This is a genomic window from Haemophilus paraphrohaemolyticus, from assembly GCF_002015045.1.
In the GTDB taxonomy this organism is placed as follows: Bacteria; Pseudomonadota; Gammaproteobacteria; order Enterobacterales; family Pasteurellaceae; genus Haemophilus_A; species Haemophilus_A paraphrohaemolyticus.
In genome coordinates, this window is the sequence record NZ_MUXX01000008.1 from 42,226 (window position 1) to 63,097 (window position 20,872).

The following is a 20,872-nucleotide window of genomic DNA, read 5'->3' on the forward strand; positions in this document are numbered from 1 at the left end:
CTAACCTTCCTTCTCAATCTTGTCTAATGCTTGACGCAAGAAGAAACCGTAATCGGTTTTACCTGGACAGACGAAAGTACATAACGCCAAATCTTCTTCATCTAACTCTAATGCACCTAATAATTGTGCTGAGTCTGTATCACCCACTTCTAAATCACGAAGCAAGTGTGATGGAAGAATATCTAACGGCATTACACGCTCATAGTTACCAATTGGTACCATTGCACGGTGACCACCATTTTCAGCCGTGGTGAAGTTAAATAACTTACGACCGAAGTGACCTAACACCGTACGCGTAATTGAGAATTTGTTTGCTTGTGGAGAAATCCAGCCCATAAATTCTTTTGTTGTATCTTCTGCAATTACAGACACTTGTAACGCATAACGACCTAAATAATCATGAGCACCCGCTGCTTTCGCACCATAAAGTACAGAACCTGAAATCACACGATTGTTACCTGCATTTAATTCATTTGCAGTTAATTGTGAAAGGTTCGCACCAATACAAGTACGGATTAAACGAGGTTTTTTCACCTGCGGACCTGCAAGAGCAATTACGCAATCTGTAAATAATTCGCCTGTTGTGAATAATTTACCGATAGCAATCACATCTTCATAGTTTAAGTGCCACACTTGTTTATTGATGCCAACTGGATCAATAAAGTGGATATGCGTACCCACAAGACCTGCAGGGTGAACACCAGCAAACTCGTGAATATTTACACCGTTTACAGAAGGCACATTTGAGCCCGCTTTTTTCACTAAATTGATTTTGCCTAATTTAGTTAAAATAGTTAAACCGTGCTCAAAATCTGCTTTATATTCGTTAATAATCACGGTTGGATCTGCCGCTAATGGGCTTGTGTCCATCGCATTCACGAAAATAGAAGATGGCACAGCATCTAATGCAGGCACCTTGCTAAATGGACGAGTGCGTAACGCAGTCCATAAGCCAGATTCCACTAAATTTTGTTTTACTTGCTCAGCGGTTAAAGAAGCTAATTGAGCCACTTCATAGCGAGTAAAGGTAACTTGCTCATCACCCTCAACTTTGATCACTACTGACTGAAGAACACGCTTTTCACCACGATTGATTGCAACCACAGTACCACTTGCAGGGGCAGTGAACACCACGCCAGCGTTCTTTTTATCTTCAAAAAGTACCTGACCTTTCTTCACTACATCGCCTTCACGCACTTTCATTGAAGGACGCATACCTACATATTCTTCGCCAAGGATCGCAACTTCCGTCACGGTATTGCCGTTATGGATTACTTGTGCTGGAGCACCTGCAATAGGTAAATCCAAGCCTTTTTTGATTGTAATCATATTATTTGCACTACTTCTTCTTGGGTTTAAAAAAATGATTGCGAAGATTCACAATCGCTTATTGAGTTGTAACGAATTTAGTCATAAACGATCCCCCACTTATGACCAAAAGCTACAAAAAGTTCTCAAATCGTTTTCACATCTCGCAAAAATTGCTTGCAAAGATGTAAAATAAAACACCCTATTCTACCTAAAATGGCAAAAACTTTCCATAAAATCCCGACTTTTTTACATTTTACTCTTGAAAAGTTTGAACTTTATCAACATTTAGGCAAGAACATTTTAACAAATACCCACAAAGAGTTATACTGTCTTAATAAGATAGAAAGCACAACAAGAAAAATGTAAAACTATCGAAGAAATCGACCGCTTATCTAGCCTAAAAACAGAATTAGGCGTAAAATACCCAACAAATTTAGTCAAATATTTAGCCAAATAGAGAGAAAAAATGGAACAAGAACAGCTTACTCACATCACTATTTCTGAAGATGCCCAAGCCCACTTCCGCCGTTTATTAGAACAACAAGAAGAAGGCACAAATATCCGTATTTTCGTGGTAAACCCAGGTACACCGGGTGCAGAATGTGGCGTATCTTACTGCCCACCCAATGCAGTAGAAGAAACCGATAGCCAATTTGACTACAACGGCTTTTCCGCCTTTGTGGATGAAATCAGCTTACCTTTCTTAGATGAAGCAGAAATCGACTACATCACTGACCCAATGGGCTCACAACTGACCCTAAAAGCACCGAATGCCAAAATGCGTAAAGTCGCAGACGATGCACCGTTTATTGAGCGTTTAGACTATGTGATTCAAACCCAAATCAACCCTCAGCTTGCAAGCCATGGTGGTAAAATTACTCTGATTGAAGTGACTGATGATAAAATCGCTATCCTTCAATTCGGTGGTGGCTGTAATGGTTGCTCAATGGTAGATGTGACCTTAAAAGAAGGCATCGAAAAACAACTGCTTGCAATGTTCCCAGAAGAGCTGGTAGGAGTGAAAGATGTGACCGAACACCAACGCGGTGAGCATTCTTATTACTAAAAATAAAGGCTACGAAAATACCTATTTCCGTAGCCTTTCAACTTTTCTTTCATAAAGTAATAATCAATCAAATATTTATTTTTTATGAATTATTACTCTCTTTTTTCTCCTTTTTCATTCGATTTTCTGGCTCAGGATCAAATTTCGCAACAGGCACACAACCTCGACAAGCACCACGATTAACGCCAAGTTCTTCGCAAAATTGGTCATATTTTTCTAATGTTTTTTTAAACCAGCTTTTTTTCTCATCAATCATTTTATTTTCCTCCAGTTTGAAAAAAGCGGTAAGATTTCTCTGCTATTTTGCAAATTTGAGAGAAAATTTCACCGCTTGTTTATTAATCTCGGAAGTTATTGAATTGGAACGGTTGTCCTAATTCAGCACCTTTCACCAGTTGAATGACAGATTGAAGGTCATCACGAGATTTACCCGTAACACGCACCTGATCGCCTTGAATCTGTGCCTGCACTTTAATTTTTGCATCTTTGATTAGTTTCGTGATTTTTTTCGCCATTTCGCTTTCAATCCCTTGTTTTAGCTTAATCTCTTTGCTGTAAAGTTTGCCGTGATGCTCGCTTTCTGATGGAATATCAAGTGAGTTGTGTTCGATACCACGTTTTACGCAAGAGCCAATTAAGATCTCAATCAGTTGATCTAATTGGAAATCCGATTCAGTAGTAATTTTGATGGTTTCGTTTTTCTCATTTAATTCGATAACCGCCTCTACACCGCGGAAATCGTAGCGTGTGCTTAATACGCGATTTGCATTTTCTACCGCATTACGCACTTCGTGTAGAGTAATTTCTGAAACAATGTCAAAAGATGGCATTTTACTTTCCTCTTAATTTATCAAAAATAGTTTTTGCGTTTAACAACAGCAAAATCGCTGTTAAATCTGCAGAGTTTACCATAAATTTCGCTTGTTCTTGCACTTTTGGTTTAGCGTGTAGCGCGACGCCTAAAGTCGCAGTTTTGAGCATCAGTAAATCGTTCGCTCCATCTCCCACTGCAACCCATTGGCTGGCTGGAATTTGGTATTTTTTGCCCAACATTTCAAGTGTCTCTTTTTTATATTGTGCATCTACTACTTCACCAAGCACTTTGCCTGTGAGTTTGCCATCAATAATTTCCAACTGGTTTGAGACGGCATAATCCAAGCTGTAAGTCTCTTTGAGGTAATCCGCAAAATAATCAAAACCGCCAGAAGCAATGGCAATCTTCCAACCTTGTTGTTTGAGCATTTGCACCAACAGCTCAAAGCCATCCATAAGCGGTAGATTTTCTCGCACTTTTTGCAAAATACTTTCTGGGGCATTTTCAAGCGTGCCCACGCGTTTACGTAAACTCTGCTCAAAATCTAACTCACCACGCATCGCACTAGCAGTAATCGCAGAAACCACTTCGCCTGTGCCTGCCAATTTTGCAATCTCATCAATACACTCAGTTTTGATTGCGGTCGAATCCATATCCATAAGCAATAAACCTTGTTGATTGAAATTAGGTATCTCTGTTAAATCGGCAAGATCGATATTCAATTGGCGAGCGATTTCTGTGTATTTACAAGCGGTCGATTCTGTTTTAAAAAATGCAACTTGGTAGTCTAAATAGGCCGCTTGTCCAACACATTCTGCTGAAATCTGTTGGCTAAATTCGTTAATCTGGATTTGAGTGAGTTGTTTTGCGTAAATAAAAATTGTGTTTGGCATAAAATATATTGGCAAATTAAGATGATTATATTGTTATATCTAAATCTAAACCCCAAGCCACGTACGTACAGGACCTGTATCAACATGCACAAAATTACTGCGAGGATAATAACCTACACCGCCATTACTTAAACTTTCCGCCGCTTGCTTCACTTTAACTAATGGTACACCGGAGAATTGAATATCAACTGCCTGCCCGCGAATATGGAAGCTGTTGCTTGCCACGCCGTGATGCTCGCGTTTTAATTTTGCATTAGTTTTAGCTGAACGATAACCACTAATCACTACCACTTCTGCATTACGTAAGCCAAGGCGTTGCTGGAGTTGGTTGAGTTTCACAAAAAGATTAGGATCAATGCGTCTTACTTCTCCCGTACGACGATCACGCATTAGATAGTTGAGCTGTTTTAGATCATTTGCAACTAAATTATTGCCGTTGAATTTGACGGCGTAGGTGTCGCCCGTGTTAATATTGCGAAAACGTAGTGCAAGCGGCTTCACCGTAGACAGGCTTGCCAACACCTGTTGGGGGAGTAAACTAGCCCCTAATACAATACCGCCTAGCGAAAGCCATTTGCGGCGTTGAAGATTAATTGGATTCATGAATCACCTCATTCATTGAGTTGAATAAAATTAAATTGTCTGAAATCAAAGAGATAACTTAATTTTATTAAACATAAATTATTAAATTTGAGATCATTATAAAAACAAAAGTTCCGAGAAGCGGTTAATTCTTCTCGGAATTTTTCATTTTTGCGAATTAGATCACATTTTTAACCGCTTGCCAGTTAAGATTTGGCTTTGGCTGATTTTGATCGAGCTTGTAAATATCTGGCAAGGTAAACACTTTCCCACCTTCTACCCACGTAGTAACGTAGTAGAGATATACAGGGTTTTCAGAGTTAATTCTTGCAGATGTTGTTTTTTGGCTGTCTAGCACTTTTTGCTGTTTATCGGCAGACCAACCCGCTTCACGCAATAATACGGTCGCTAATTCATCGGCTTTTGCCACACGCACACAGCCCGAACTTAACGCACGATCTGTTTTTCCGAATAAACCACGGTTTGGCGTATCATGTAAGTAAATCGCATCTGAACTTGGCATATTGAATTTATAACGACCTAACGCACTATCATCGCCCGCTTTTTGGCGGATACGATATGGAATGCTTTTCGTGTTGAGATATTTTGACCAGTTCACGCTATATGGATTCACTTTGTTACCACTGCCATCTAAGATTTCGTAGTTGCGTGCATCGGCAATGCCTGGATTTTTCGCCAACGCAGGAATAATGTCTTTGCTTAAAATCGTTGGCGGTACATTCCAAGGTGGATTTACCACCACATTGCTTAATTTGCTATACATCACAGGCGTACGGCGATCTTCTCGACCGACAATTACTTTCGATTGCAGCACAAGTTTGCCATCGAGGAAATAGTAAAGCTGATAGCTTGGAATATTCACGAAAATGCCATTATTAAAACTTGGGATAATACGCAGACGCTGAGCATTCAATGCTAATTTATAGAAAGTCGTTGCGTTTGAAGCGGTCGATTTTTCTCCGCCTTTTGCAGATTTCCCTTTTGTCACTTTTTCCTCGCCGCTTGCAACAGCACCATTTGGCGACATTGCCAATAAGCGGGCTGTCGTTTCTTGATATAAATGGTTACGAGGCAGTAGATTATTCATAAATTGCATTGCATTGCCATTTTTCACGGCGTTCACCCAACTTGAAATATTTTCCACACTTGGTGTTGAAGTGCGGTATGAACCTAAGTTGTAGAGCCAGTTATTTGCATTACGTGCGACATTTTTGTTGTAGTAGAGATAATCTAAAAAAGCATCGGTAAGTAAAATATCACGAGCTAAAAACTCTTCTGGCTGATTTAAAATTTGTTGTAATGTACCCGCTGCTTTATTTGATACACCACTTGCAGCAAAAAGAGCATACTCTTTTAAAAAAGTACGCGTTGCTGTTGCATCCGACCACATTGGTGCGAAATCGTTATCTAAATAAACTTTAGCCGTTGTTGAGCTTAATAATAAGGCATTATTGCCCACTTCTTGCTTCACACGTGTTTCCGCTTCAGCAAGTTTACGTACTTGTTCTTGGCGAATTTGCTCCTGTTCTACTGCATAATTTGCATCTTTTGCCAACGCTGTTGCTCGCGCTTGCTGAGCTTCAAAACTTAGCAGAGGTAAGATTTTATCTTGTCGCATCTGTAAACTATGTTGCTGAGCCGTTTGTTGAATCGGTAAAGTTGCCTGCTCTACCGTTGGCATTTCTGCCATTGCAATTGCTGAAAGGCTTATTGCTAATGGAAATAATTTAAATTTTTTCATTATGAAATCTCTAACCTAAAAATTAAGCCGCTTATTGGCTTTACCGAAGCGGCTTAGTAAGATCTACGTATTATAAAGAAGTTACGCTTTTTTATCAATTTCTAACCAATCGACCATCATTTGCTCGGTTTCTTTTAAATAGAAATCAGGCGCTTCGTAATCTTTTGGTAATGCATCAATATCTTTGAGCGTTTTTTTACCTTCACGTTTAAAGCGTTCGTTTAAGTTTTTCAAACGGCGATCTTCGTCCTCTTTATTCTCTTTTTGGCGTTCAGCTAAATTAAGCGACATAAATTTACGCTCATCACGCTCTTTACGAATCGCAATATCTTCATTCACCACGATAAATTCTGGATTTTTCGCTACACGTTCCTCGTGTTTTTGGGTTAAAGTCTCAACCGCATCCCGAGCGTGCCCTGCTTCTTGATAACTTGCGGCAGGAATTTTATCCCAAGGCAAGGCGTTATCTTCAAAGCTTTCACCCGTTTTCGCTGCATTGATGATTTCAGGGAATTTAATATCCGCATCTACCCCTTTTAATTGCGTACTGCCACCGTTAATGCGATAGAATTTTTGGATGGTATATTGAATATAACCTAACGGATCTTTATCCAAATCATATACAAAATTCAATGAGCGGCTCTGTTGCACCGTCCCTTTGCCGAAAGTTTGTTGCCCTACAATGATTGCACGGTTGTAATCTTGCATCGCTGCTGCAAAAATTTCTGAAGCTGAAGCACTATGGCGGTTGATCATCACCATCAACTTGCCATCATAGATCGATTTATCCGCCTCAGGATCTTCGTGCACCTTAATGCGATTGAAAGCATCACGCACCTGCACAACAGGTCCTTCTTTAATAAATAAACCAGATAATTCAATTACTTCCGTTAAAGAACCACCGCCATTTTCGCGTAAATCAATGATGAGAGCGTCCGCTTTTTTCTCTTTCATTTGTGCCAATAATTTACGCACATCGCTGGTTAAGCCAATATAGAAAGAAGGAATTTTAATCACAGCAATATTTTTACCATCAACTTTATCCACACTTAGTTTCGCTGCGCTGTCTTCAATACGCACTTTATCGCGAGTTAAAGAGATAATTTTGGTTTTACCCCCTTTCTCTGGTTCAATTTCTAAACGAACCACCGAGCCTTTTTTACCTTTGATCTTATCAACCACATCATCTAATCGCCAGCCAATAACATCTTCAATCTCTCCTTTTTCGCCTTGACCCACACCCACGATTTTATCACCCACTGAGATTTTTTTACTGCGAGCAGCAGGTGCACCGGGTACAAGTGAACGGATAGAAGTAATATCATCTTCCATTGAAAGCGTTGCCCCAATGCCCTCAAGTGAGAGGTTCATACTCTCTTGGAACGCTTTAGCCGCACGAGGTGATAAATAGCTCGTATGAGGATCGATTTCACGCGCAAATGCATTCAAATAAGTTTGTAAAATATCATCAGCCTTAATTTGCGTGAGACGTTTGATCGCTAAATCATAGCGTTTCACCAAAGTTTTTTTGATTTCAGGCCATTTTTTCTCTTTGAGATAGAGATTGATAATGTCATTTTTGACACGTTCTTCCCAAAGTTTATCTGCCTCTGCCGTTGTTTTCGGGAAGGGCGCTTTATCACGCTCAACTTCAATTTGATCGTTAGCTTTTAAATCAGGTTCTTTATCCAATAAAGAGAGAGCATATTTATAGCGTTCATAACGACGTTTAGTCATTAAATCATACATATCAAAAGCAGCACTCAATTCGCCTGCATAAAGCTGATCATCTAACTTCGTTCCATATTTTGCACGCATCTCTTCAACATCTGATTGCAAGAAAGTATTGTGTGCAGGATCTAAAAAGTCGATATAACGATTAAAAATCTTGCTAGCAAATTCATCGTCTAATTTGAATTTTTCGTAATGAGATTGGGTTAAACGAGCGGTAACACGTTTGGTAGAAATGCTATGCTGATCGTTAGCTTTTGGAATCACTAACGCATTTTCTTTAATTTGAGGTTCAACCGCAAAGCTACTATTCACAAAAAGTCCCATTGTGAATAACGCCATCAAACGGCTTACTTTATTGAGTTTCATGCTTGTCCTGATATGCTATAAAGATGCTATTTAAATAATAATTCTCTCCCACAAGGGGAGAGGGAAATAAGAAAATTATCGACCAAATTTTGTTGCTAATGCAGCTAAACTTTCTGCTGATGCTGCAGGTGCATTAGAGGCTGGTTTCTTCGCTTTTGGCGTAAATTTACGAGCCGTTTTATTTTGCTCATCTCGCTGTTTTTTGAAGAACTCTTTACGTTGTGCTTTACGCTGTTCTGCTTTACGAGCTGCCACCGCTTCACGAGATTGTGCTAAAGTTTGTGCTGCGTGTTCTGCTTGTTGTTCATCAACGATACCCGCTTCTTCGCCTTGTAAACCTACACGCACTGCATTTGGTTTACACGCTGCAAGATAGCGCCAACTCATTGTATAACCGCGTAATGCTTGACGAAGCTGTGTTTTGCTTACGGTTTCATCGTCAGCTAATGCTGCAGCCAAATCTTCAAATAAACCAATTTTAATTGGTTTGGCTTCACCTTCCACACTAAAACAAAGCGGGAATTTTTCTGCTAAATAGGCAATAACTTCTTTAACAGGTGGATTTACTTTATTCGTATTTGCGGCTTTTTCACTGGTTTCAACTGCTGCTTGTACTTCTTGTTCAGACATAATTTCTTCCGTTTTTAACTGAAAATAAGGGGTTAGATAGCATAAGACTTAAGGTAGTAACTATATTTTATTTAACCCGCTTCGTCCATAGATTTACCTAATTTTTCGTGTAAATAGGTCAATCATTTTAACGGAAAAGTTCAGATTATTTTCCACGCTCTTTCCTATCTCAAAAATAACATTTGCTTTCTTAGTGAATAAATGGTCTAATCAACAGGCTTTTGCGACTTAATGTGATCGCTTTTCTTCTCAAAAATGAGAGTGTTTTAGTTGTCCATCATCTCTCTTTAGCAATTTTGATTTATTTTTAGAAGGAAAACACTATGTCAGCATTAATCGGCACAGTAAAATGGTTCAATGCAACCAAAGGTTTCGGCTTTATCGCACCAGAACAAGGCGGTGAAGATATTTTTGTACACTTCTCAGCAATCGAAAACAACGGCGGTTACCGCACGTTAGAAGAAGGTGCAAAAGTGCAATACGAAGTACAAAAATCAGATCGTGGTTTATCTGCAGTAAATGTAAAAAAAATCTAAACATCATTAATAAAGAGGCTGATATTTACTACAAATATCAGCCTCTTTATCTATTTGAGAAAATGCCTGTGGTTACAAGCGGTATTATTTTTCCTCTTCTTTGCGAATTTCCTTTTTCTCTTCTTCCAAAATCTCTGCCGCCTCTTCATTCAAGGCTTTAGCATCACAATGCGGTTTGATGAAGGGTTTTGGTGTCCAATATTTTTTCACAATTTCGGAGGAAAAGCCGTGCAGAACCTCTTCATTTAAACGATCTTGGTCAAGTGAACGAACTTCAGCAATCACTTCATCCGCTTCTACTTGGTTAATGCCGAGTTTCATCAAGGTCGCACGGCTTAGAGTCAAGGCAGATTCAAACGTTTCACGTACGATAAAATCCACATCTTGCTTAATAAGGCTTACCGTCGTTTGGCGGTCGTAAGTTCGGGTTAAAATGGGTAATTTTGGGTAAGCCTCTTTTAATTGGCTTACAATTGCTTCAATGCGGTCGGTATCGTTGATCCCGATGACCACGCATTTGGCTTTTTCAATGCCTGCGGCGTGGAGCACATCTAATCGAATACCATCACCGTAGTACACTTTAAAACCGAATTTTGCGGCAGCTCGGATATTTTCAATATTGCGGTCAATCACAGCAACATTGATACCACGAAGTAATAAAGTTTGGCAGACAATTTGGCTAAAACGACCAAATCCAAGCACCAACACGGTGTCTTCTAAATCCACAATCGGGTCAAGATCGCTGGTATCTTGTGCAATATTCTGTCTATTTTCTGCTCGTTGGGCTACCTTGCGAGCAAACTGAGTGATCAAGGGTGAGAAGAGCATAGAGAGAATCACCGCTGCCGTAAAAGTCGCATTTTCGTGAGCTGACATTACGCTAGCAGAAGTTGCCGCAGAAAAGAGCACGAACGCAAACTCGCCTCCGTGTGCAAGCAATGCCATACGCCCAAAGGCTTCGCGATGTTTTAAGCGCGTTAAACGTGCAACGAAATAAACCGCTAAGCCTTTGCCTAAAATGTAGAGGCAGACGATACCGAGTAATAAAAAGAGGTGGTTGAATACAAGGCTTAAATCAAGCGACATACCCACCCCCATAAAGAAAAGCCCGAGCAATAAGCCACGGAATGGCTCAATATCTGCTTCTAATTGGCGACGGAATGATGATTCTGACAACATTACACCTGCAACGAATGCCCCCATTGCCATTGAAAGCCCACCAAGCTCCATTGCTAGTGCAGCACCAAGCACAACGAGCAACGCCCCTGCGGTCATCATTTCTCGCACGTGGGCTTTAGAAATTAAGCGGAACAGCGGATTCATCAACCATTTGCCCGAAACAATTAAGCCTACAACTGCCGCAAGGGCAATGCCAATTGAAGTCCAATCAGTTGCGTGTTCCGCATTGGCTGAATTCGGCACTAAAAAGGCAACGGATGCTAAAAGTGGCACAATAGCTAAATCTTCAAAAATGAGGGTAGAAATCACACGCTGCCCTTTCGGCGTGCTAGTAATACCGCGGTCTTCAAGTGTTTGCATAACAATAGCAGTAGAAGAGAGGGTAAAGCCCATTCCCGCAATAAAGGCAACTTCTTTGGAGAGATTAAGCAGATAAATGCCAGCAAAGGTCAGCAAACAGCCACAAAGCCCCACTTGCAAGAGACCACGTCCAAAAATAGCTTTTCTCATCGCCCAAAGGCGTTCGGGGTGCATTTCTAGCCCAATAATAAAGAGGAACATCACCACGCCTAATTCAGCTAAATGCACGACAGCCGCAGGATCTTGGATAATGCCAAAGACAGATGGACCAATCAAACAACCTGCCACCAAATAGCCCAACACGCTACCCAGCCCAAGGCGTTTAAAAAGTGGTACGATGGTGACACTTGAGGCAAGCAAAATCACCGTTTTAATCAGATCTGGACTGGCAACACTCGACATAACATTCCTCAAAAATAATCAATCAATTTCTCTTCATTTTATCGTTTTCGTCGGAAATAAAAAACACACTAATTGGATAAATTGCTATAATTTATCCTCTTATTTTCACATCTGGAATGATTATGTCATTACAATTTAATATGATTGCTCTCTTGCTCATTGTATTGCTGATTTTAGGCGTGGTAAGTCACAATAATGCTATTACCATTTCTGCGGCAGTGTTATTGATTATGCAACAAACACTCCTTTCAAAATATATTCCTTGGATTGACCAATATGGTTTAAAAATCGGGATTATTATTCTCACTCTTGGCGTATTAAGCCCGCTTGTTTCTGGCAAAATTCAACTGCCCGAACTCTCTTATTTTGTGCATTGGAAAATGTTTGCCTCGATTGCTGTCGGCGTACTCGTCGCTTGGATTGCCGGCAAAGGCGTTGATTTAATGGCAACCCAACCGGTTCTGGTTACGGGATTAATGATTGGCACGGTCATTGGCGTTTCATTTTTCGGTGGGATTCCTGTTGGGCCGTTAATTGCCGCAGGGATTTTGGCATTGGTGATTGGGAAGTTTTAGGAAAATAAAAAAAGCGGTAAATTCTTAAGGAAAATTTACCGCTTGTTAGATAGAATGCTCTCGCAATTAGGGAAGAGATATTCCCTTCCCCGATAAAAACTACTGAACCATCAAGAAGAAATTCGCGCCATCACGCACAATGTTTAAGTAAACCACCGATGGTTTTTCGCCTAATACTTTTCGTAATTCACTCATATTTTCAACACGATGACGGTTTACCCCTACGATTAAATCACCTTTTTTCAGCCCGCGTGTTTCGGCTAATGATCCTTTTTCAACTTTAGTAATTGCAACGCCTTTCACGCCTTTTTCATCTTGATTACTATATTCCGCCCCTTTCAATTCTGGCAATAAATCAGTTACAGAACCTGTGCTGCCAATTTCAGATTGAAGCGTCACTTTTGTTTTTGCAATTTTGCCATCGCGTAAATAGGTTAGCTCAATATCTTTGCCTACACCTGCGGTTGCGATTTTCGCACGCAATTCGCTGAAGCTATGTAATTTTTGACCATTAAGTTCGGTAATTACATCGCCTGCTTTTAATCCTGCTTTATCTGCTGCTGATTTCGGGAAGACTTCGCTGATAAACGCACCTTGTTGTGCGTCGATGCCAAATTCTTTGGCTAAGTCTGCATTTAATTCCCCCCCTTTAATACCAAGCATACCACGTTTTACTTCACCAAATTCAATAATTTGTTGCACAAGGCTGTTTGCCATATTAGATGGGATCGCAAAAGCAATACCTGCGTTACCACCACTTGGTGAGATAATTGCAGTGTTGATACCAATCAATTCACCTTTTAAGTTGATTAACGGACCGCCAGAGTTACCTTGGTTTACTGCTGCGTCGGTTTGGATATAGTTTTGGTAGCCTTCATCTGCATTACCTGTTGAGCGACCTAATGCAGAAATAATCCCTGAAGTTACGGTTTGACCTAAACCGAATGGGTTACCGATTGCCACGCTAAAATCACCCACACGTAATTTATCAGAGTCAGCAAATTTTAATGCGGTTAAATTTTTGGGATTTTCGATTTGCACTAAAGCGACATCAGACTGCGGATCAGCGCCTACCAATTTTGCTTTAAACTCACGACCATCATCTAATTGGATGGTGATTTTATCAGCATCTTTAATTACGTGATTGTTCGTAATGACATAACCTTTTTCTGCATTAATAATCACACCTGAACCTAAGCCACGGAATTGGCGAGGAGCTACATCGCCGCCAAAACGGTCGCCAAACATATCGCCAAAGAAAAATTGAAATTCTTCAGGTAAATCACGCATACGGTTGCGACCTTGAGATTGTTCGTCTTTTGCTTTACCTTCAACAGAAATGCTTACCACTGCTGGGCGAACTTTATCTAACATATCTGCTAATGATGGGGTAGATTGATTAGTAGTTTGACCAGCCACTGCTGAGATAAATGGAATATTGATTTCTGCTTTTGCTGGCATTGTTGCCATACCTAAAGCTAAAATTGATGTTGCAATAATTGATTTTTTTAATGTTTTCATATTTGTGTTATTTCCTAATTTATTCATAGGGTGGACGAAAATATCGTACTACGAGAGTGAATTCCACAAACAAGGCGAAATGAACTCTCACACCTTGCTCGTGTCTGATAGGACAGAAAAATTTTTAGAGAGTTCTAAACATTGCAAAATTTTCTAAAAATTTGACCGCTATCTGAAAAATAAAAAGCATTTTGGCTTTATTTCGTTGGGTGGAGTATAATCCACTTTTATTTTTGTATTTAAGAAAGGTATTAAATTCAATGCAACACACTGAAAACCTGGTTGAAGTAAACAACCTCACCTTTAAACGAGGGGAGAGAGTGATTTACGACAATCTCAATCTGCAAGTGCAGAAAGGTAAGGTGACAGCAATTATGGGTCCTTCTGGTATTGGTAAAACCACCTTATTACGCTTAATTGGTGGGCAGCTAGTGCCAGAATCGGGCAATATTTTATTTGATGGGCAAAATGTTTGCACCGCATCAAATAAAACGCTTTATCAAATCCGCCAACGAATGGGAATGCTTTTCCAATCGGGGGCGTTATTTACGGATTTATCCACTTTCGACAATGTAGCGTATCCTATTCGTGAACATACCAATTTACCCGAAGAGCTTATTCGAAAATTGGTGTTAATGAAATTGGAATCGGTCGGCTTGCGCGGTGCAGCGCAGTTAATGCCATCAGAACTCTCTGGCGGTATGGCTCGCCGTGCAGCACTCGCGCGTGCTATTGCATTAGATCCTGATTTAATTATGTATGATGAGCCTTTCACTGGGCAGGATCCAATCAGTATGGGCGTGATTGTTGAGCTAATTAAAAAACTCAACCAAGCACTAAATTTAACCTCAATTGTGGTTTCGCACGATGTGACCGAAGTGCTAAGCATTGCCGATTACGCCTATATTGTGGCGAACAAAACTGTGATTGCACACGGCACGCCCACACAATTAATGCAAAGCCAAGATCCGCAAGTGGTGCAATTCTTAGCAGGGAAAGCCGATGGTCCTGTGCATTTTCATTATCCAGCCAAAGATTATGTAGAGGATTTATTTAATGATTAGCTTTATTACTCAAATTGGGGCTTCAACTATCCAATTTATCCGTGCATTCGGACGTGCTGCTTTTATGCTATGGGGTGCATTGATTGGTAAGCCACAATTTCGCAAACATACCCCACTTTTAATCAAGCAACTGCACGTAGTCGGTGTACAATCCTTGCTGATTATTATGCTTTCGGGCTTATTTATCGGGATGGTGTTAGGCTTACAAGGCTATGTGGTATTAGTCGATTTCGCGGCAGAAAGTAGTTTAGGCACATTGGTTTCGCTTTCACTATTACGTGAACTTGGGCCAGTCGTCACCGCCTTACTTTTCGCAGGGCGAGCAGGTTCGGCATTAACCGCAGAAATTGGCTTAATGAAAGCGACCGAGCAGCTTTCTAGCCTTGAGATGATGGCAGTTGATCCACTGCGTCGAATTATCGCACCGCGTTTTTGGGCAGGGGTCATTTCAATGCCAATCCTTGCCGTGATTTTTACCGCAATTGGTATTTGGGGCGGTTCTCTTGTCGGTGTCGATTGGAAAGGTGTCGATTCAGGCAGCTTCTGGGCGGTAATGCAAAACTCTGTTCACGTAAGCGACCTAGTCAATGGTTTTGTAAAAAGCGTAATTTTTGCTTTAGCCGTGGTTTGGATTGCGTTATTTAACGGCTACGATTGCACACCAACCTCAGAAGGCATTAGCCAAGCAACGACTAAAACTGTGGTGCACGCCTCATTAGTGATTTTAGGCTTAGATTTTATTTTAACTGCCATTATGTTTGGTGGTTAATCCATTTCAATGAAAGGAAATACAATGCGTCAATCAATTAAATATGAATTTTGGGTAGGTTTATTTGTGCTACTCGGCTTATTAGGCTTGGCATTTTTAGGACTTAGAGTTGCTAACGTGCAAGGTTTTAGCTCGGAAAAAACTTACACTCTTTACGCAACTTTCGATAATATCGGCGGACTAAAAGTGCGAGCACCGGTTAAGGTAGGTGGTGTGGTTGTTGGTCGTGTGTCAGATATTCAGCTCGATGAACAAACCTACACCCCAAAAGTAACCTTAGCGGTTAATGAAGAATTTAACAAAATTCCAGACACCAGCTCACTCTCTATCAAAACCTCAGGTTTATTAGGCGAACAATACATTGCCTTAAACGTTGGCTTTATGATGGAAGGCGAAACAGAATATATGAAATCAGGCGACAGCTTTGCTGATACAAACTCGGCAATGGTGTTAGAAGATTTAATCGGTCAGTTCCTGTATGGTGATAAAAAATCATCAGATGCTGAACAAAAAACTGAAGGTGAAAAAGCAGAAACACCTGCTACACCTTAATTTTTATCTTACAAGCGGTAAAATATTTACAAAAATTTACCGCTTGCAAATAAATTAACTTTCTCTATGGAGTGTTTTTAATGTTAAAACAAATCAAAAAAATCATCGTTGCAGGTTTTCTTTCTGTAGCAACTTTGTTCTCAAGCCAAGCATTTGCAGAAACCAGTCCTTATGTATTGATGCAGCAAACAGCAGATAAACTGTTTAGTGACATCAAAGCCAACCAAGGCAAAATTAAATCAACCCCAGAATATCTACGTACCATCGTACGTAACGATTTAATGCCTCACGTACACGTAAAATATGCAGGTCAATTAGTGTTAGGCAAATCACTTTCATCTGCAAGCGAAGCACAACGCGAAAAATTCTTTGATGCGTTTGGTCAATTCATCGAACAATCTTACGCACAAGTATTAACGCAATATAGCGATCAAAAAGTAGAAATCGAAAGCGAAAAACCGACGGATGGAAAATCTATTGTGACTATTCGCGTCAATGTAATTTCAGCTAACAATGCGCCACCAATCAAACTTGATTTCAAATGGCGCAAAAACAGCCGTACTGGCGAATGGCAAGCGTATGATATGGCTGCAGAAAACGTAAGTATGGTAGCAACCAAACAAAATGAGTGGAGTGGCATTTTGCGTCAGCAAGGTATTGATGCATTAACTGCTCAAGTTGCACAATCTGCAAAACAACCAATTACACTTTCTAAAAAATAATAGTATGAAGCCCGAAAAAACATTACAATGGAGCGTTTTTCAGAATAATGAAAGCCAAGTAGTGCAATTAAAAGGCGAATTAACTCGTGCCACGTTGCGCCCATTATGGGAGCAACGTGCTTCTTTTTTACAAACCAATGCTAATCAAGCCCTTTATTGGGATTTAGCTCAACTTGCACGTATTGATTCGGCTGGCTTCGCTTTCCTCACTGAATTATTAAACCATTACGGAAAACAGACAGAAAATGGCTTAATTAACGTGCCTGAAGTGATTAAAACACTTGCTGAACTTTACGGTTTAAGCAACTGGATTAAGCAATATATCCCAAACGAGAATTAAAATGTTATTAATGCCTAAGGAACCCGATCAACTTATGGAACTCACTCAAATCGAAAATCTACTAAAAGAACACCTCACTGATGCAACCGAAATCCACATTCAAGGTGAAAACTCACACTTCGGCGTGATTGTGGTAAGCGATACTCTTGCTGCACTTTCTCGGGTAAAACAACAACAAGCGGTTTATGCACCACTTGGTGAGCTTTTCTCAAGCAACATTATTCACGCCTTAACCATCAAAGTATTCTCAACCGAGCAATGGAAAAAAGAACGCTTGTTGAATATGGCGGGATAATTATCTAATCATCTGTTTTTTGCATCGTGTTATTGTAGAGGCGTGTTGCACACGTCCAAAAAAATTAAGTGATGTGAATGGGCGTGTACAACACGCGCCTACATAAAAATAAAAACAACGCACTTGTCACAAAAATCAATTATTAAGGAAAAACAATGGAAAAATTCCGTGTTACTGGACCTGCTACGCTGAGCGGCTCAGTCAATATTTCAGGAGCTAAAAATGCTGCGCTACCGATCCTTTTTGCAGCAATCCTCGCTACTGAACCTGTCACCTTAACCAATGTTCCCGTATTAAAAGATGTGGATACGACATTCAAAATCTTACGTAAATTAGGTATTGTGGTTGAGCGTGCAGAAAATGGCGATGTACATATTGATGCAAGCAATATCGATCACTACATCGCACCTTACGAATTAGTGAAAACAATGCGTGCCTCTATCTGGGCATTGGCACCGTTAGTTGCTCGCTTCCACGAAGGTCAAGTGTCATTACCAGGCGGCTGTACTATCGGTGCTCGTCCTGTTGATATGCACATCGCAGGCTTAGAAAAAATGGGCGCAACCATTGAATTAGACGAAGGTTATGTAAAAGCAACCTCAAATGGACGCCTACATGGTGCTCAAATCTATATGGATAAAGTCAGCGTGGGGGCGACCTTATCTGTGATGATGGCGGGCACACTTGCAGAAGGGACAACGGTTATTGAAAATGCAGCACACGAGCCTGAAATTGTGGATACCGCAATTTTCTTAAATGCAATGGGGGCAAAAATCTCCGGAGCAGGCACAGGCACAATCACTATTGAAGGGGTTGAACGCTTAACAGGCTGTACACATCGCATTGTTGCCGACCGTATCGAAACGGGTACATTCTTAATCGCCGCAGCGGTTTCTGGCGGTAAAATCACGTGCCACGGTACTAAAGCAGATACACTTGAAGCTGTGATTGAAAAATTACGCGAAGCTGGAATGGAAGTGACGGTAACAGAAGATACCATTACGCTTGATTCAAAAGGACAGCGTCCAAAAGCGGTGAATATTCGCACAATGCCACATCCTGGTTTCCCAACCGATATGCAAGCGCAATTTACCCTGTTAAATGCGATTGCTGAAGGCACAAGTCGCATTACCGAAACCATTTTTGAGAACCGCTTTATGCACATCCCGGAGCTTAACCGAATGGGTGCAAAAGGCGAAATTGAAGGTAATACCGCTATTTGCCACGGTGTAGAAAAATTAAAACCCGCTGAAGTGATGGCAACCGACTTACGTGCTTCAATCAGCTTAGTATTAGCGGGCTGTATCGCTGAAGGCGAAACCATCGTGGATCGTATCTACCACATCGACCGCGGCTACGAACACATTGAAGAAAAATTACGTGGTTTAGGTGCAACCATCGAGCGTTTTTCTGAAAGTTCCGAAGAAGCGTAAGAGCATAAAACAACACAAAGGCGAGAGATTCTCGCCTTTTATTTATCTATTACCGATGACAAGCTTCATAAAGCGGTAATAATTCTTGAATAGTTTGCAAAATAAATTCTGCTGCATCAGTTTTAGCCAAATCTTCCCGCTCAACATTTTTACCGATGCACCAATAAGCCTCTCGATTTTCTAACGTTAAATCATCAAGTTCTTTCAACTTTTTGAAATCGGCATATTCACTTTCGTCACCTTGCCAAATCTCAAAATCGTTATATTTTTCTCGATCCAAATTTTCCCACCATTGCTGATATTGTGGCAATTTCACTTGAGAACGATCCGCACGATAACAATGCCAATCAAGGCTAACTTGTAACCGTCTTCGGTTCAAAATAACCGATAAAATCACCGCTGAATTTTGGTTGAACTCATATTTATAATAGGTAAAGAAATGAGCTCTGACTTGCCAACCATTGCACCAACGCTCAATATGAGGCTCGGCAAATGGCATTCCCAATTTTCGATAAACATCAAGGCTCAATGCTTTCCATTCTTCCCAATTCGCTTTGTATTTTGCTTTAATGATCGGAATATCCTCAGGGCAATATTTTTTCATTTGAGCAAATTGGAAGAAAGGAATATCAAAAATTTTGCAAAATTGACTATTTAACATTTGCATTTTTTCCTATTAAAAAGACCACTCGCAAGCGGTCTTCTTTTTCATCTGATTTACCAATTATCGATTAGTATAAACGAACTCGACGCCTTCTTCGTCTTCTTCCGACCAATCGTCGTCGAAATCGTCCCAATCATCTTCTTCGATGGCATTTTGCATCGCTTCTTGATGGTAGTCGTCCCATTTGAATTTCACTTCATCAGCTTCTTTATTTTCTTCTTCTACTTCGCGTGGATTCGCTTCAATAAAGTCCATAATGTTGCGTGTTAATGCTGGCACGTTTTGACCCGTTGCGGCAGAAATGAGGTAGTAATCTCCTTCCCAGCCTAAGCGTTCAACGATCTCTTTGGCACGCTCTTGAGCCTCTTCTTCGCTCATCGTGTCGATTTTATTAAACACTAGCCAAGTCGGTTTTTCTGCCAATTTTTCGCTATATTTGAACAATTCGCTTTCGATAATCGCCACGTTATCCGCTGGATCGCTCTCATCAATCGGCATAATATCTACAAGGTGAATCAAGATACGACAACGCTCTAAGTGTTTTAAGAAACGAATCCCTAAACCTGCACCGTCGGCTGCGCCTTCGATCAAGCCTGGAATATCTGCCACCACAAAGCTGCGATCTGAACCGACACGTGCCACACCTAAGCTTGGTACGAGCGTAGTAAACGGATAATCCGCCACTTTTGGCTTCGCTGCCGAAACACTGCGGATAAAGGTTGATTTACCTGCATTAGGTAAACCGAGCATACCTACATCGGCTAGGAGCATTAACTCAAGCAACAAATCGCGTTTTTCGCCTGAGGTACCGTTGGTTTTTTGGCGAGGTGCACGGTTCACTGACGATTTAAAGCGGGTGTTACCTAAGCCGTGATAGCCGCCTTTTGCTACCAACATTTTCATTCCGTGCTTGGTTAAATCGCCGATTACCTCTTGAGTGTCGTTGTCAATCGCGCGCGTTCCAACTGGCACGCGTAAAGTAATATCATTACCACGATGCCCAGTACAACCTGCACTGCGACCATTTTCACCACGCCCAGCGGCATAGCGTTTTTCAAAACGGTAGTCGATCAGGGTGTTTAAGTTTTCGTCTGCGATTAAATAAACATCACCTCCATCGCCGCCATCCCCCCCGTCTGGCCCACCTTTCGGGATATATTTTTCACGGCGGAAGCTCACACAGCCATTACCACCATCACCTGCTTCAACGCGAATCAGGGCTTCATCAATAAATTTCATTTTTGTTCCTTATTTTAGCTCCCCTCTTTAGAAAAGAGGGGGTGGGGGAGGGTACAACCTGAT

Annotated in this window: 22 protein-coding genes; 10 read left to right on the forward strand and 12 right to left on the reverse strand. The window is 40.8% G+C overall.

Annotated features, from left to right (window positions below):
• Positions 1-1,329, reverse strand: coding sequence for a Na(+)-translocating NADH-quinone reductase subunit A (locus B0184_RS05515; protein WP_005709662.1), 1,329 nt, complete (start codon positions 1,327-1,329; stop codon positions 1-3).
• Between the two features lie 448 nt (positions 1,330-1,777).
• On the opposite strand from B0184_RS05515, the gene nfuA reads away from it, so the two are divergent.
• Entirely contained in the window at positions 1,778-2,377 is a 600-nt protein-coding gene (gene nfuA / locus B0184_RS05520) for a Fe-S biogenesis protein NfuA (protein WP_005709608.1), read from the forward strand.
• 82 nt (positions 2,378-2,459) lie between these two features.
• Here nfuA and B0184_RS10530 read toward each other — a convergent pair whose 3' ends face one another.
• From B0184_RS10530 to proQ, 7 genes are all read right to left on the reverse strand, one after another.
• Positions 2,460-2,633, reverse strand: a complete 174-nt coding sequence (locus B0184_RS10530) for a DUF5363 domain-containing protein (protein WP_005709593.1) — start codon at positions 2,631-2,633, stop codon at positions 2,460-2,462.
• Positions 2,634-2,715: 82 nt separating this feature from the next.
• Positions 2,716-3,207 carry a YajQ family cyclic di-GMP-binding protein gene (locus tag B0184_RS05525; RefSeq protein ID WP_005709625.1) on the reverse strand — a complete coding sequence of 164 codons (492 nt, stop codon included), beginning with the start codon at positions 3,205-3,207 and terminating at the stop codon, positions 2,716-2,718.
• A 1-nt stretch (position 3,208) separates the two neighbouring features.
• Positions 3,209-4,084: a phosphoserine phosphatase SerB gene (serB, locus tag B0184_RS05530; protein ID WP_005709676.1), complete on the reverse strand. Its 876-nt coding sequence runs from the start codon at positions 4,082-4,084 to the stop codon at positions 3,209-3,211.
• Positions 4,085-4,129: 45 nt separating this feature from the next.
• Positions 4,130-4,687 carry a peptidoglycan L,D-endopeptidase MepK gene (mepK, locus tag B0184_RS05535; RefSeq protein WP_005709635.1) on the reverse strand — a complete coding sequence of 186 codons (558 nt, stop codon included), beginning with the start codon at positions 4,685-4,687 and terminating at the stop codon, positions 4,130-4,132.
• Between the two features lie 157 nt (positions 4,688-4,844).
• A complete protein-coding gene (locus B0184_RS05540; protein WP_005709650.1) occupies positions 4,845-6,428 on the reverse strand; it encodes a L,D-transpeptidase family protein in 1,584 nt (527 codons plus the stop codon).
• Positions 6,429-6,509: 81 nt separating this feature from the next.
• Positions 6,510-8,528 (reverse strand): carboxy terminal-processing peptidase, encoded by a 2,019-nt coding sequence (prc, locus tag B0184_RS05545; RefSeq protein ID WP_005709648.1) that lies wholly within the window; start codon positions 8,526-8,528, stop codon positions 6,510-6,512.
• 75 nt (positions 8,529-8,603) lie between these two features.
• Complete coding sequence (proQ, locus tag B0184_RS05550) at positions 8,604-9,158, reverse strand: RNA chaperone ProQ (protein ID WP_005709674.1); 555 nt, start codon at positions 9,156-9,158, stop codon at positions 8,604-8,606.
• A 323-nt stretch (positions 9,159-9,481) separates the two neighbouring features.
• Here proQ and B0184_RS05555 point away from each other — a divergent pair, with 323 nt between their 5' ends.
• On the forward strand, positions 9,482-9,694 hold the full coding sequence (locus B0184_RS05555; RefSeq protein WP_005709600.1) for a cold-shock protein: 213 nt from the start codon (positions 9,482-9,484) through the stop codon (positions 9,692-9,694).
• Positions 9,695-9,778: 84 nt separating this feature from the next.
• On the opposite strand, the gene B0184_RS05560 is transcribed toward B0184_RS05555, so the two are convergent.
• Positions 9,779-11,635 (reverse strand): monovalent cation:proton antiporter-2 (CPA2) family protein, encoded by a 1,857-nt coding sequence (locus B0184_RS05560; protein ID WP_005709664.1) that lies wholly within the window; start codon positions 11,633-11,635, stop codon positions 9,779-9,781.
• A 122-nt stretch (positions 11,636-11,757) separates the two neighbouring features.
• Between B0184_RS05560 and B0184_RS05565 the strand changes: the two genes are divergently transcribed.
• Positions 11,758-12,210: a DUF441 domain-containing protein gene (locus B0184_RS05565; protein WP_005709660.1), complete on the forward strand. Its 453-nt coding sequence runs from the start codon at positions 11,758-11,760 to the stop codon at positions 12,208-12,210.
• A 99-nt stretch (positions 12,211-12,309) separates the two neighbouring features.
• Here the strand turns inward: B0184_RS05565 and B0184_RS05570 are convergent, their stop codons facing one another.
• Positions 12,310-13,731: a DegQ family serine endoprotease gene (locus tag B0184_RS05570; protein WP_005709595.1), complete on the reverse strand. Its 1,422-nt coding sequence runs from the start codon at positions 13,729-13,731 to the stop codon at positions 12,310-12,312.
• Positions 13,732-13,991: 260 nt separating this feature from the next.
• On the opposite strand from B0184_RS05570, the gene mlaF reads away from it, so the two are divergent.
• The 7 genes from mlaF to murA all read left to right on the forward strand — a co-directional run bounded on the left by mlaF (position 13,992) and on the right by murA (position 18,906).
• A complete protein-coding gene (gene mlaF / locus B0184_RS05575; protein ID WP_005709604.1) occupies positions 13,992-14,795 on the forward strand; it encodes a phospholipid ABC transporter ATP-binding protein MlaF in 804 nt (267 codons plus the stop codon).
• Positions 14,788-15,564 (forward strand): lipid asymmetry maintenance ABC transporter permease subunit MlaE, encoded by a 777-nt coding sequence (gene mlaE / locus B0184_RS05580; RefSeq protein ID WP_005709639.1) that lies wholly within the window; start codon positions 14,788-14,790, stop codon positions 15,562-15,564. The genes mlaF and mlaE overlap by 8 nt, the downstream gene beginning before the upstream one ends.
• Before the next feature lie 24 nt (positions 15,565-15,588).
• Positions 15,589-16,116, forward strand: coding sequence for an outer membrane lipid asymmetry maintenance protein MlaD (gene mlaD, locus B0184_RS05585; RefSeq protein WP_005709596.1), 528 nt, complete (start codon positions 15,589-15,591; stop codon positions 16,114-16,116).
• 80 nt (positions 16,117-16,196) lie between these two features.
• Positions 16,197-16,838, forward strand: coding sequence for a phospholipid-binding protein MlaC (mlaC, locus tag B0184_RS05590; protein ID WP_005709684.1), 642 nt, complete (start codon positions 16,197-16,199; stop codon positions 16,836-16,838).
• 4 nt (positions 16,839-16,842) lie between these two features.
• Positions 16,843-17,178: an STAS domain-containing protein gene (locus B0184_RS05595; protein WP_005709656.1), complete on the forward strand. Its 336-nt coding sequence runs from the start codon at positions 16,843-16,845 to the stop codon at positions 17,176-17,178.
• Between the two features lie 34 nt (positions 17,179-17,212).
• On the forward strand, positions 17,213-17,473 hold the full coding sequence (locus B0184_RS05600) for a BolA family protein (protein WP_005709627.1): 261 nt from the start codon (positions 17,213-17,215) through the stop codon (positions 17,471-17,473).
• A gap of 155 nt (positions 17,474-17,628) precedes the next feature.
• Positions 17,629-18,906 (forward strand): UDP-N-acetylglucosamine 1-carboxyvinyltransferase, encoded by a 1,278-nt coding sequence (gene murA / locus B0184_RS05605; protein ID WP_005709691.1) that lies wholly within the window; start codon positions 17,629-17,631, stop codon positions 18,904-18,906.
• Between the two features lie 49 nt (positions 18,907-18,955).
• On the opposite strand, the gene B0184_RS05610 is transcribed toward murA, so the two are convergent.
• Positions 18,956-19,567, reverse strand: a complete 612-nt coding sequence (locus B0184_RS05610; protein ID WP_005709598.1) for an HI_0552 family protein — start codon at positions 19,565-19,567, stop codon at positions 18,956-18,958.
• 63 nt (positions 19,568-19,630) lie between these two features.
• Positions 19,631-20,809 (reverse strand): Obg family GTPase CgtA, encoded by a 1,179-nt coding sequence (gene cgtA, locus B0184_RS05615; protein ID WP_005709620.1) that lies wholly within the window; start codon positions 20,807-20,809, stop codon positions 19,631-19,633.
• Between the last annotated feature and the right edge of the window lie 63 nt (positions 20,810-20,872).